Origin of the sequence: Dokdonia sp., assembly GCF_039945015.1 — a bacterium.
Lineage (GTDB): Bacteria > Bacteroidota > Bacteroidia > Flavobacteriales > Flavobacteriaceae > Dokdonia.
The window spans coordinates 377,995-392,198 of the sequence record NZ_JBDUXP010000021.1 but is presented as its reverse complement, the minus strand read 5'-3'; the positions used below and the strand labels follow the sequence as shown (position 1 = coordinate 392,198).

At 33.1% G+C, this 14,204-nt stretch carries 10 protein-coding genes; 3 read left to right on the top strand and 7 right to left on the bottom strand.

The window, feature by feature from the left end; all coding sequences use genetic code 11:
* Positions 1–351: 351 nt before the first annotated feature.
* The 4 genes from ABJD27_RS17915 to ABJD27_RS17900 are packed head-to-tail and all read right to left on the bottom strand — an operon-like array spanning position 352 to position 5,478.
* On the bottom strand, positions 352–1,305 hold the full coding sequence (locus ABJD27_RS17915; RefSeq protein WP_348166619.1) for a MoxR family ATPase: 954 nt from the start codon (positions 1,303–1,305) through the stop codon (positions 352–354).
* A gap of 6 nt (positions 1,306–1,311) precedes the next feature.
* Positions 1,312–2,679, bottom strand: a complete 1,368-nt coding sequence (locus ABJD27_RS17910) for a peptidylprolyl isomerase (protein WP_348166616.1) — start codon at positions 2,677–2,679, stop codon at positions 1,312–1,314.
* A complete protein-coding gene (locus ABJD27_RS17905; RefSeq protein WP_348166613.1) occupies positions 2,663–3,523 on the bottom strand; it encodes a peptidyl-prolyl cis-trans isomerase in 861 nt (286 codons plus the stop codon). Before ABJD27_RS17905 ends, ABJD27_RS17910 begins: the two co-directional genes overlap by 17 nt.
* The gene (locus tag ABJD27_RS17900) at positions 3,523–5,478 is read right to left on the bottom strand and encodes a peptidylprolyl isomerase (protein WP_348166610.1); all 1,956 of its coding nucleotides are present in this window, start codon (positions 5,476–5,478) and stop codon (positions 3,523–3,525) included. The genes ABJD27_RS17905 and ABJD27_RS17900 overlap by 1 nt, the downstream gene beginning before the upstream one ends.
* 137 nt (positions 5,479–5,615) lie before the next feature.
* On the opposite strand from ABJD27_RS17900, the gene ABJD27_RS17895 reads away from it, so the two are divergent.
* A complete protein-coding gene (locus ABJD27_RS17895) occupies positions 5,616–7,838 on the top strand; it encodes an ATP-binding protein (protein ID WP_348166607.1) in 2,223 nt (740 codons plus the stop codon).
* A gap of 7 nt (positions 7,839–7,845) precedes the next feature.
* Here the strand turns inward: ABJD27_RS17895 and ABJD27_RS17890 are convergent, their stop codons facing one another.
* Together ABJD27_RS17890 and ABJD27_RS17885 are read right to left on the bottom strand one after the other, a co-directional pair.
* Positions 7,846–11,262: a methylmalonyl-CoA mutase family protein gene (locus ABJD27_RS17890; protein ID WP_348166604.1), complete on the bottom strand. Its 3,417-nt coding sequence runs from the start codon at positions 11,260–11,262 to the stop codon at positions 7,846–7,848.
* An 85-nt stretch (positions 11,263–11,347) separates the two neighbouring features.
* Positions 11,348–12,301 carry an MBL fold metallo-hydrolase gene (locus tag ABJD27_RS17885; protein ID WP_348166601.1) on the bottom strand — a complete coding sequence of 318 codons (954 nt, stop codon included), beginning with the start codon at positions 12,299–12,301 and terminating at the stop codon, positions 11,348–11,350.
* A gap of 30 nt (positions 12,302–12,331) precedes the next feature.
* Here ABJD27_RS17885 and ABJD27_RS17880 point away from each other — a divergent pair, with 30 nt between their 5' ends.
* Entirely contained in the window at positions 12,332–13,039 is a 708-nt protein-coding gene (locus tag ABJD27_RS17880; RefSeq protein WP_348166598.1) for a DUF4197 domain-containing protein, read from the top strand.
* A gap of 218 nt (positions 13,040–13,257) precedes the next feature.
* On the top strand, positions 13,258–13,425 hold the full coding sequence (locus ABJD27_RS17875) for a Lacal_2735 family protein (protein ID WP_348166595.1): 168 nt from the start codon (positions 13,258–13,260) through the stop codon (positions 13,423–13,425).
* Here ABJD27_RS17875 and ABJD27_RS17870 read toward each other — a convergent pair.
* Entirely contained in the window at positions 13,414–14,202 is a 789-nt protein-coding gene (locus tag ABJD27_RS17870; RefSeq protein WP_348166593.1) for a helical backbone metal receptor, read from the bottom strand. The two genes, ABJD27_RS17875 and ABJD27_RS17870, sit on opposite strands and share 12 nt — an antisense overlap.
* Positions 14,203–14,204 lie beyond the last annotated feature (2 nt).

Below are 14,204 nucleotides of genomic sequence, written 5' to 3'. Positions count from 1 at the left end.
AATCACAGTGAGAAAGGCAACAGTCAATCTGTCGATAAAGAGATCAAAAACTTATAGCGAAAACAATAAAAATCTCATTAAAAAAAAATCATAATGACAAAAAAAGAGGTCTCAAATTATCGATTATATAAAATTATACAATTTGAGCAGGTCTTACACACAAATAACTTGGACATTTTTCGCTTTCGCGAAAGTAAAATAATGTTAAAAATACGTCAGATTACGATATCGTTATAGGAGAATTATGATATATACGCTTTTGCGAAATCAAAAAAAGCAACCTCTTATTTTAAGTAAGGTGTTGCTTTTGATTCTTTATGACTCTGTATTTTTTTCGCGAAAGCGAGAATACTAGAATAAACTTTTAATAATATCTTCTATACTTAATCCTTCAGCTTCTGCTTTGTAATTTTTAATAAGTCTATGACGTAAAATACCAGTAGCTACCACTTTTACATCTTCGATATCTGGAGAAAATTTTCCATGTACAGCTGCGTGGGTTTTTGCTCCTAAAATTAAATTTTGAGAGGCTCTAGGTCCTGCTCCCCAATCTACGTAATCATTTATGATTTGCGCTGCAGATTCTGTTTTAGGCCTTGTTTTACTTACTAATTGAACGGCATATTCTATCACATTATCTGCTACAGGTATACGACGAATTAATTGTTGAAAATCTATAATCTCTTGTTGAGAAAATAAAGGATTTACTGTTGGTTTATTATCTGTAGTCGTCGCTTTTACGACATCTACTTCTTCTTGAAAAGAGGGGTAATCTAAATTTATGGCAAACATAAATCTATCCAACTGTGCTTCTGGTAAAGGATAGGTTCCTTCTTGTTCTATAGGGTTTTGTGTTGCGAGTACAAAATAAGGTAGGCTTAATGGATATCTAGTACCAGCTACTGTCACAATACGTTCTTGCATTGCTTCTAGAAGTGCTGCTTGAGTTTTAGGAGGTGTACGGTTAATCTCATCTGCCAAGATGATATTAGAGAATACGGGTCCTTTTATAAATTTAAACTTACGCGACTCATCTAAAATCTCAGAACCTAAAATATCACTAGGCATTAGGTCTGGCGTAAACTGAATACGTTTAAAATCTAATCCAAGAGCCGTTGCAATGGTATTTACCATCAATGTTTTTGCAAGACCAGGAACACCTATTAATAAGGCGTGTCCACCTGAAAATATAGATAAAAGAATTTCTTCTATTACTTTATCTTGTCCTACAATTACTTTTGCAATTTCGGCTTTAAGTTGTTTATGTTTTTCTACTAATTGATTTATAGCAGCTACGTCTGACATATTTTTTTATTTTTTCAACCAGTTACTTACATATTCACAGTCACGGTTTGAACCATTTACTTTTATGTATGTTTCCTCTATCTTTTCTTTTTGCCATATTGAGATTGCTTTAATTTGCTTTTCTCTTAAGGCAAGATCTTTAATTTTAATGTAATCTTTAGAGTAGTCGGCTTTATGCTCTTCTAATCTATTTTTTACGGTCATAATTTTAAAACGAGTCTTTCCGGTACGGCTAGGATCATTAAAGACTAATGAAACTTCGCCATCTTTTAAATCATTTACTTTGGTATACAATGTAGGATCTAACTTATTAAGTTCAAAACGCTTGTCTAACGTTACTGGATTAACTAAGACACCTCCGTCATATTTTGTTTCCTTTTCGTCTGAAAATTCACGAGCAGCCTCATCAAAGGTAAGTTCGCCATCTTCAATACGTTTTTTAATACGCTCTATTTTGTCTTTTGCTTCTTCTTCTTGTGCTCTTGATACTTCAGGAATCAATAATATATGTCTGATTTCTAATTTATCACCTCTAATTTTTTCTAAAGTTGCAATATGGAAGCCATATTCAGTTTCAAAAGGCTCACTTACTTCTCCTTCTTGTAGTCCAAAAACAATGTCTCTAAATTCTTTTACAAGAGGTGTTTTTCTATCAATAGTCATCAGTCCACCATCTCCACGAGAAGCTCCATCATCTGTATAGAGTACTGCTTTTGTTGCAAAACTACTTCCATTATCAAGGATATCTGATCTAAACCCTTTAAGACGATCTATAATCTTTTGGCGTTCTTCTTCTGTAGCTTCTGGTTCTACTACAATTTGTGCGATTTCTAACTCTACTCCAAATGTAGGTAGTTCGTCTTCTGGGATACTCTCATAGAATGATTTTATCTCATCTGGTGTTACGTCTACATTAGAAATAATTTTCTCATTCATACTTTCTGAAAGACGTATATCTCTACGAATAGCAAATAACTCAGCCCTTAATTCTGGCTCATTATCTTTTTTATAGTACTCAACTACTTTTTGTCTAGATCCTAATTGTTGAGCAAAACGATCAATAATCTGATCTACTTCTGAATTTATTTGTACATCATTTATTACAATACTATCTTGTATTGCATGATGTGCTAGTAATTTATCTTCTAGTAGTTTACCCATTATCTGACAAGGAGTAATCTCTGCTGTAGATTGTCCTTGACTTTTTATATCAAAAAGGAATTTATCAATATCACTTTCTAATATAAGATAGTCACCTACAACTCCGGCAACACCGTCTACCTTAAATTTGGTAAATGATTTTGTAATACTATCTTGTCCAAATACTGGCTGACACAATAAAATTGCAACTACTATTTTAATTGTAAATTTCAAACTTGTTGTTTTTAATGGCATCATCTTTAATCTCCTTTTCAAGTTGTTTTGTAAGCGTTAACTTTCGTTTATTTCTAATAATTTGATCTATTGTAGGTCGTATGTATGTTAAGGGTGCAATCTCATTACGAGAAAGGGTTTCCTTGACAGCGATCAAATATAATCCTAATGAATCTCGTAGCTGTAAGAAATTGGTTTTTTTTAACAATTTATCGGCATTTGTTGCATTAATAGGTTGAATACCTTCTTGTACAACACTTCTTTTTACCCAAGTAGAATCATTTAAAAAATAATTTTTAAACTGTAATCGTATAGAATCTAATACTATTTTATCTTCTTGTTCAAACGCTATAAATAATTTTTCAACAGGTTTACTATCATTATAATCTGGACCTAAATGAATATATCTAAGTTTAATAAGTTCTTCATTAAGTCTGAAGTTTTGTTTATTTTCATCATAAAACTGTTGTGCTTCTTGGTCAGATACAATACTATCCAATCGTTGTTGGATCAATCTATCTTTATATAGTTTTATGTATAAATCTGTACGATAATCTTGTACTAGCTTTTCAAATTTTTCTTGTTCCTCTTTAGAAACATTAAGTAATGCTCCATCCAAAAGTAATTGATTGGTAGCCCAATCATTAATATAACTGTTTGCAACAGTAGCACTATCTATAGAAAACTCCGTATTATCAAATATTTTTTTAATATCACTTTTATAAAGGTAGGATTCATTTACTCTAGCAACAACATCTTGATCTGATGTTGTTTTATTAAAAAAATCGCATGAAGTTGTAGTTACGCAAATAACAAATATCCATATGTATTTTTGCAAACTCATTATTTTAAGGTGTTAATAAAACGATTCAAGACTGTTTCATTAACGCGTATATCTGCTTTTTCTTTTAGACCTTGTAACCAGTTATGTTCAATTTCTTTTTGAAAATCATTAATTACAATTCCTTTTGTTTCTTCTAAGGTCTTTAATTGTGATGGAATTACCTCTGTAACGTTATACAGTACATAATCATTGTTATAATCATATACTTTGCTTATTCCTTTTGATGGTTTAAAATCACTTACAATATATGTTGTATCTGTAACTGCTACTTTTCTATTTGTAAAGAGAACATGTACTTTTTGATCTGTATTTATTGTCTTTTCAATCTCTTCTCTAGTTTTTCCTTTTTGTAACAGTTTTTTGATTCTTGAAAGTGTTCCTTTTTTTGAAGCTGTAATCATCATCATATTTACAGTTTCAGGTACTCTATATACCTCTTTATGTTCTTGGAAATATTTTTTAAGACCAACAGTGTCTGTTTTTGCTACATTCCATACTTTAGTTTCTAGGAGTTCAAAAAGTAATAAGCCTTCTCTATACTCTCTCATCAATGCATTAAATTCTGGGTCGGCTTCTTCTAAATGATCTTCATGATATTGTTTGATCATTTTATTTGTCCAAATAAACGTTTGATCTTTTACAAATGCATCTTTAGTTGCATACCCACTGGTTCTTTGAAACCTTTCTAAGTACTCTCCTAGGCTTTTATAAGAAAATACTGTATCCTTTATTTTAAAGGCTACTTCATTTTCTTCATTTTTTTGTGGAGTGTATTTCCATTTTTTGGTAGAAAAATCGGCATCAGGAATACGAGATATAAAATACGCTTGAAGGTTACTATTTTCTTTAACATTATAATAGGTACGCAATTTTGATTGTAAAGTATCTGATATTTGTTTGGATCTATTATCCCTCTTTACTTTTTCTTCTAAAGCATTACGTTCTTCTTCATAAGAACCTATAGGGTACTTTTTAATAAGTTTTGCTATATGCCATCCAAATTCAGATTTAAATGGCTTTGTATAATCATTCTGATTTTTGATGTTAAATACTTTATTTTCAAAAATCTTACTACTTAATTGTCCAGATTCAAAACGATCTAAAATGCCACCTTTTACAGCAGATCTTTTATCATCACTATGAGTTTGAGCTAATTTTTCAAAAGATGTTCCTTGTTCTAGTAAAGCATAAATCTCTTGAATACGCTTTTCTGGGTTTAATGTGGTGTCAGTTTGTTTTAGCGCAAGCATAATATGAGCTACTTGTATAGCTCCCCTAGCTTGGCGCTTATCTGTAGTTTGTACAATATGGTATCCAAATCTTGTTTTAAAAGGTTTTGATACTTGACCAGGTATTGTTAAAAACGCTGCAGATTCAAATGCATATACCATTTTAAATGCTTTAAACCAACCTAATTCTCCCCCATTAGAAGCAGCAGATGGATCTTCACTATACGTTTTTGCAATTTTTTGAAAATCTTCCCCAGCTTCTATACGATCACGAGCTTGAATTATTTTAGTATATGCTTTTAATGTATCAGACGGACTTGCATCTGGAGTAACTTTTACAAGGATATGACGGGCTTTTACTTCTGTAGTTGTGCGATCATATGCTTCCTTTACAAGAGATTCTGTAACCTCTACATCTGTCAAATAATTCTTAATCAGTTGTGTTCTATAACCACTTAATTCCTTAATATATGCTGGTTTCTTGTGAAGATCAAGTGCATAAGCTTCTTGAACTTTAAGTTTATACTCTTTGAATAATTCTAGATAAGATCTAGGATCTTTTTGAGAATCATCTTGAACTAGGCTTATATTCTTAAGATAGACTGCTTTAAACTCATCAACAGTAACATCTTGCCCATTGATTATCAAAAGAACATCAGTAGTCTCTTGTGCGTGACATAGCGAAAAACTTGCGAGTAATAGAAAAACATGTAGGTACTTTATCATAACGTGTATAAGAGGTTTGCAAAAATAACAAATCTATAATGCTACGCAAGGTTGATACTACCTTAACTTTCTATCATTCATACTAAAAAATACTTGCTGAGTATTTTTTCTGTATTTTACAGATAAATTATAATACAATGCCCCGTTATCAATTTTTCAAAAAATTACGTTTAAGTTCCTTTAGATCCAAAGCGATTTTTTCTTTCTTAGCTTTCCTTGGGTCATTAACGGTATGGATTGGTTCTTATTTCTATATACATAGAAAAGATACTGCCGCCGAAAAAATATCTATCTCAATTCTAGACGTATCAAAACAATTTAATGCTAGCGTAAACAACTATAATACATTTATTTACACCGATTATAGAGATCCCGATTTCTATAATAAGTCAGAAGCTACTTCTTTATATCTATACCTTTCTAACCTTCGCTCTATGCCTGAGCAATTAAAAAAGATGGAGCTGGAAGCGTCAGATGTACGGATTCCAATTGCCTTAGATTCAATAATCAATCATTTTAAAGAATTGCGGAGAGAAGTTCTTACGCTCGTTACCAAAATGGAACGTAGAGGATATAAAAATTTTGGTATAGAAGGTAGAATGCAAGAAAAGGCACAATTATTAACAACACATCCTTCTATTGATAAGATTTCAATATTAGAACTTCGCACGCTTGAAAAAGATTTTTTACTACGGGGAGATATTCAATATTTTAATGATTTTAACTACCTATCAAATCAATTACTTGAAAATAACACATTAAAAGACAGTACGCGCATCCTCCTAAGAGGGTATCTAGAGGACTTCCGTAGCTTCGTTGCTCTTAATAATGAAATAGGGCATTATTCTGAAGTGGGGTTGCACAAGAAGATTAAATCAATACACAGCATCATACATAAAGATTTATCGGATATCAGTACGGTTACAAATAAAGAGATTGAATCTAAAAAAATAACACAATTTATTACAACATCTATTATAAGTGTTCTATTGGCATTTATACTTGTATTACTTATCCTCTTTTTATCAAAAAATCTAACAAAAGGAGTAAAAACACTAAACGAAAATATAACTCAATTTATAAGTAGTGATTTTGAAGATAGTCAAGAGATACACTATGATCATACAATTTTAGAAATAGAATCTTTATTTGCGAGTTATCAAAAACTAAAAGAAACACTTATTCAGAATATAAAAGATCTAGAAATAACTGCAAAAATAGCAACAGATAATGCCAATTATAAGACGCAGTTTCTATCAAAAATGAGTCATGAAATGCGTACACCTCTTAATGGTATCCAAGGAATGTTACAGCTTTTAAAATCTGAAACATTAGAAGAAGAGCAAGGTGATCAAATTAAAATTGCAGAACGGTCTGCAGGACAGTTATCAGACCTAATTGCGATGATTCTAGATCACTCAAAATTAGAAACCGGCACACTCCGTATAGAAGAGAAGTCAGTAAATCTTGAAGATGATATTGCATTGCTCATGCGTATTTTTGAGTATCAAGCAAAAGACAAAAATTTAGATTTTGAATATATCAATCAAGGGAATACAACTTATAAAGTATATATAGATACGCTTCGTATACAACAGATACTCATTAACTTAATGAAAAATGCCATTAAGTTTACCCAAGTAGGAAAAATTACAATCTTAGTAGAAGAAGGTCTTATTACTGATGAAAAACAACACCTGCGTTTTATAGTATCTGACACAGGTATAGGTATGGATGAAAATGACTTTGAAAGATTGCTAGAATCTTTTGAACAAGCAGACAATTCTAAAAACAGAAAATTTGATGGCGCTGGTCTAGGATTATCACTATCAAATCGTCTATTAGAATTAATGGGGAGCAAACTACAGGTAGAAAGCAAACTTGGTGTAGGTACTACATTTTATTTTGATCTTGCCCTTAGAAAAGCTGAGTATAAAATTAGAACTGATGTTACAAAAAAAATAGATGTTGCTATCTCAAATAATCCAGAGAATACACATGCTTTAATTGTAGAGGATAATTTGATTAATCAAAAAGTAATCGAAAAACTATTATCAAAATTAAATATCACCTGTGATCTTGCCATCAATGGAAAAATAGGTGTTGAATTATTTAAAAAGAATACCTATGACCTCATCTTAATGGATATAAACATGCCAATTATGGATGGTATAGAAGCGACTCGATTAATAAAATCCTTAGACAAATATACTATTCAGAAACCACCGGTGATAGCTGTTACAACTGGCACTAGTAAGCAAGACGATGCTTCCTTTATCAAAAATAACGGATTAGATGAATTTTTAGGAAAACCTATAGATTTTGATACGTTAAAATCTATAATACAAAAATATAGATAAGAAGCTATTACATATTTCTTCTATACTGTCCTCCTACTTCAAATAACGCGCTTGTGATTTGTCCTAATGAGCATACTTTTGTAGCTTCCATAAGGTGCTCAAAAATATTTTCATTTTCTATCGCTGCATCTTGAATCTTTGAAAGTTCAGCATCAATCTTATCTGCTTTCTCTTTTTGTAAATGTTCAAGCATCGTGATTTGATATTGTTTTTCTTCTTCTGTAGCTCTAATTACTTCGGCTGGTCGTACGGTAGGACTTCCTTTACTACTTAAGAATGTATTTACACCTATGATCGGGAATTCACCTGTATGTTTAAGCGTTTCATAATACAAACTTTCTTCTTGAATCTTACTACGTTGATACATGGTTTCCATAGCGCCTAGAACACCACCACGTTCTGTAATACGATCAAATTCTAAAAGCACTGCTTCTTCTACAAGATCTGTAAGCTCTTCTGTGATAAATGACCCTTGGATTGGGTTTTCATTTTTAGCAAGGCCTAATTCTTTATTGATAATAAGTTGGATTGCCATGGCACGACGCACGCTTTCTTCTGTAGGCGTTGTAATAGCTTCGTCATAGGCATTTGTATGCAATGAATTACAGTTATCGTATATGGCATATAGTGCCTGTAATGTCGTACGAATATCATTAAAGTCTATCTCTTGTGCATGCAAACTACGTCCAGATGTCTGGATATGGTATTTAAGCATTTGTGCACGAGAATTTGCATGGTATTTATTCTTCATGGCCTTTGCCCAGATCTTTCTAGCAACACGTCCTATGACAGCGTATTCTGGATCAATTCCATTTGAGAAAAAGAAAGAAAGGTTGGGTCCAAATTTATTGATATCCATCCCACGACTTAAATAATACTCTACATATGTAAATCCGTTAGCAAGTGTTAATGCTAATTGTGTAATTGGATTTGCTCCTGCTTCGGCAATATGATATCCAGAAATCGATACTGAATAGAAATTACGTACTTTTTGTTCTATAAAATACTCTTGTACATCTCCCATTAATCGCAGTGCAAACTCCGTAGAAAAGATACACGTATTTTGTGCTTGATCTTCCTTAAGAATATCTGCTTGAACTGTTCCTCTTACTTGTGCAAGGGTCTCTGCTTTAATCGTAGCATACACATCTGCTGGTAATACTTGATCTCCAGTAGCTCCAAGAAGCATTAATCCTAATCCATCATTACCTTCTGGTAAATCTCCTTGATAACTTGGTCTCGTCTTCCCTTTATAAATAGCATCAATTTTTGCCTGAACTTCTGCCTCTAAATTGTGTTCTTTTATATATTTCTCGCAATTTTGATCTATTGCAGCATTCATAAAAAATCCTAATAACATAGGAGCTGGCCCATTAATGGTCATACTCACAGAAGTCATAGGATGACTTAAATCAAAACCAGAATATAACTTCTTTGCGTCATCAAGACAACAAATACTTACTCCTGCATTTCCAATCTTTCCATAGATATCTGGACGATGTCCTGGATCATTTCCGTAAAGGGTTACACTATCAAAAGCAGTACTTAAGCGCTTAGCTGGCATACCTAAACTCACATAGTGAAAACGTTTATTGGTACGCTCTGGTCCTCCTTCTCCTGCAAACATACGTGTAGGATCTTCTCCAGTACGTTTAAAAGGATAAAGTCCTGCTGTGTATGGGAATTCTCCAGGTACATTTTCTTGTAATACCCAACTTAAAACATCTCCCCAAGCACTGTATTTTGGCAATGCAACTTTAGGGATTTGTGTGTGTGATAAAGACTCGGTATGTGTCTCTATTTTAATTTCCTTGTCTCTTACTTTAAACGTATAAACAGGGTTTTTGTAACGATTTACTTTCTCATCCCAACCAGTAATTACTTCCCAATTATAAGGATCCAAATCTAGTTTTACACGGTCAAACTGAGCTACTAATAATTTAACTAAGTCTGCATCATTTTCGAGCGAACTATTATCAATATCCAATCCTGATTTATCAAGCGCAGGTTTTGAGTCTACAATACTCTCTATGGTTTTATAAATTCCATAAAGACGTTGTGCTGTTTCTTGTTGCGCTTTCGCGAAAGCGTCATATCCCCTATTACTTTCTGCAATCTCACTTAGATAACGTGTACGAGCTGGAGGAATTACAAAAATCTTCTCGCTCATCTCTTTACTAATCTCAAAGGTAGATTCAAGATTTGCATCGTTTACCTCGTTTACCTTCTCCATAATCTTCTTATAGAGGGTATTCATTCCAGGGTCATTAAATTGTGAAGCGATCGTTCCATAGACAGGAAGATCATCTTGGTGCGTATCCCATAAATTATGGTTACGCATATATTGTTTTTTTACATCGCGTAATGCATCTAGAGAACCTCGCTTGTCAAATTTATTGATCGCCACAAGGTCTGCAAAATCAAGCATGTCGATTTTTTCTAGTTGTGTGGCTGCTCCAAATTCAGGAGTCATTACATATAAAGACGTATCTGAGTGTTCTAGAATTTCTGTATCCGATTGTCCAATACCAGAGGTTTCAAGAATAATAAGATCATACTCAGCTGCTTTTAGTACCTCAATAGCTTCGGATACATATTTTGAAAGTGCTAGATTACTCTGACGTGTTGCCAAAGAACGCATATATACTCTTGGTGAGTTAATCGCATTCATACGTATACGGTCTCCCAATAAGGCTCCTCCTGTTTTACGTTTTGAAGGGTCTACAGAGATCAATCCTATTGTCTTTTTTGGAAAATCAACAAGAAAACGACGTACAAGCTCATCTACCAATGATGATTTTCCTGATCCACCTGTTCCTGTAATTCCAAGTACTGGTGTTAATGAAGTTTTATTTTTCTCGTGTATAATTTCTAGAGTTTCGGCAGCAACTTCTGGGAAGTTCTCTGCAGCAGAAATCACTCTTGCAATGGATCTTGAATCCTTTTTTGTCAAATGGTCTATTTCGCCATTTAGTGCATCACCTATTGGAAAATCAGATTGCTGTACAAGGTCATTAATCATTCCTTGTAATCCTAACTCACGACCATCATCTGGAGAATAGATACGAGTAATCCCATAATCCATGAGCTCTTTAATCTCTTCTGGAAGGATTACTCCTCCTCCTCCTCCGAAGATTTTGATATGTCCTCCTCCTTTTTCTTGAAGAAGGTCATACATGTATTTAAAATACTCATTGTGACCTCCTTGATATGATGTTAATGCAATAGCATTTGCATCTTCTTGAATCGCGGTATTTACCACTTCTTCTACACTTCGATCATGGCCTAAATGGATTACCTCTACTCCTGTACTCTGTATAATACGACGCATAATGTTTATGGCGGCATCATGCCCGTCAAAAAGAGAGGCTGCAGTAACGATACGAACTTTGTATTTTGGAGTATATGGTGTAGCTTGTTTCATCTTCAAAAAAAGGGTGTTTTAAGGATGCAAATTTACGTAATATTCAATAAAAACGGGTATTTATTTATAATCATATAATATACAGCTACAATCCAAAAATCTCTCCTTGTCTTGCAAACCGATATCCTTCTTTCTCTAGTGCTAGACGTTTTACATCCTGTTTGTCTAATGCAGGGTTAGAATGATTAAAGTGTATGAAAATTACTTTTGACTTTATAGCGGCATCTTCCTCTTTAAAAAGTGCTACTGTTTCGTCTATAAATGGATGCGGAACTTCACTCATAGGTCTTGGGATTTCTCCTTCAGAAAAGAAAGTAGCATCCAGGAATGCATAATCAACTTTCTTAACCTCTTCTATAATCGATGTCGTCCATTTGGACCATTTGTTAATGTCTGGAATAAATAATGCTGTTTTTTCTGGTCCTTCGATACGATATCCTACTGTTTCTGAATACTCATCTCTATGTGGCACAAGGAATGGAGTAATCTTTAGCTTTCGCGAAAGCGTAATACTACTATCTGCAAGCATAGGAACTATTTTTATATTTTCTATGCCTACCAATTGGCTCCAAGGACCATTTGTAGAAAGAAAGGTATTCATCTTGGGCATTGCATATACAGGAATAGCATCTGCTCCCATAGCTTCTCGTCCAAAATGCATGAGCCCTGTATAATGACCTATATGCGCATGTGTGAGAAAGACTCCGTCTATAATCGTATTTGTTATAAGTTCTTTATGGAGCATATCCAATTGCTCAGGCATATCGGGAGTTGCATCAAAAAGGTACTTCTTCTTCTGTTCTGTATCAATAAGACCTAAGCTTACCACCAGTTCTTTTTTACGGTCACCATTTGCTACGTCATTATATTCTTGTGAATTATTGATATGTGGCATCCCACCATCTTGAGCAATTCCCAAAACTTTTAGGTACACATCTGTATTTGGAATCGGTTCTAATTGTTTTTCTGGTTTTATATTGGTTTGCGTGCATCCAAAAAACAAAAGCAATACGGGTATTATCAAAATTCTTAAATTCATATCTTTACCAAAATATTCAAAGATACCCAAATGAAAAAATTTATCATCCTTTGCCTAGCCATTAGTTTAAGCTCTTGTGCAGAGTTGCAACAAGTCGTTAATAGTCTTCCTCAAGATGGTGGGAGTGTACTCTCACAAGCTCAAATAGGGAATGGACTTAAAGAAGCCTTACAGTTTGGAATAGACAAACAAGTATCAAAATTAACAGCAAAAGATGGTTTTTATAAGAATCAACTTACTAAAATATTACTTCCTGAAGAACTTAGAAAAGTAGACAAAACATTAAGAGACATTGGTTTAAGCAGTCTTGCAGATGAAGGTCTTAAGGTACTAAATAGAGCTGCTGAAGATGCCGTAAAAGAAGCAACTCCTATATTTATAAATGCAGTAACAGAAATCACTTTTGCAGACGCAAAAAACATATTACTAGGTAGTAATGATGCCGCTACACAATACTTGACTTCAAAAACACAACAAGCCTTATATGCTAAGTTTAATCCTGTGATTAAAAACTCTTTTGGAAAAGTAGGCGCCGATCAGATTTGGGAAAATCTAATTACTCGTTACAATAACATTCCGCTTACAAATAATGTAAATCCTGATCTTACAGATTATGTGACACAAGAAGCATTAAAAGGAGTGTATAAAATGATTGCTGTAGAAGAAAAGGAAATACGCTCAAAATATTCTTCGAGAACTACCGATTTATTAAGGCGTGTTTTTGCGCTACAAGATTAAATTATAAAGTATCATTGTTAATAAACAAAAGCCATATTGTAAAGACAATATGGCTTTTTTCGTGTAACTACTTATCTATAAGTTATATAAAAAAATGATTTTAAAAAAGATAGTTATAATGTACAAGTATATAATTATAAACTTTTAAACATCTAAATATCAATTTTTTACGTAAATTTAATATAACCCAAAGTATTAATTTTTTACACAAACCAATCATGACCACCCCTTCAAAACATATGAGGCTTAAGGAGTATTTGGAGCGAAAACACAAACGACTTACAGAAGAGGCATACAATGTAAAATATACCGATTCAAGCTTAAGTGATGTTCTTACATATGAGGCATTACAACTTGATCAGAAATTAAAATTTTTACAGTTCTAATTCCTTTCTCAAATCTGAGAAATAATCAAACGCCCCAAGTAATCTACTGCCGTACCAAGAGAAATATTCTCCATCTACAAGGACGACTTTTGCTTGTGTATAAGACGCTACTTCTTTCATGTGCTTTTGAGCAAAAGGAAAAGGTTCTGATGATAAAAAGACATAGTCTACATTTGTAAGCTGTTCTAGCTGGACTTCTGGATAACGTCCATCCATACTCTCAAATATATTTTTAAAACGACATTGGTCAAGTAAGTATGTAATAAAGGTATCATTACCAGCAACCATCCATGGGTCTTTCCAAATAAAATAGGCTACCTTTTTATAAGGTATTTCAGCAATTAACGTAGTAAAGTTGTGATACTTCTTCTGAATATTTGTAATTAATATATCAGTACGGTTTGTAATGTCAAAAATAGCTCCATACATATCAATAAGCGAAAGCGAATCTTCTAGATTTTTAATATCTGATACGTGTACAGGAGCAATAGCTTCCATATCTTTTACAATCTGTTCTGTATTTTCTTCCTTATTACACAAGATAATATCTGGCTTTACTGCCATTACTTTATCTATATGCACCTGTTTGGTCCCTCCTACTACATGCTTCTCTTTTATAAGACCTACTGGATGTACACAAAACTTAGTAAGTCCAACAATATGATCTCGTAATCCTAGGTCTACTAGTAGTTCTGTTTGACTAGGAACTAAAGACACAATACGTATAGGTACTTTAGAAAATTGAAGTACTCTTTCTAATTGATCTTTATATTCCATAT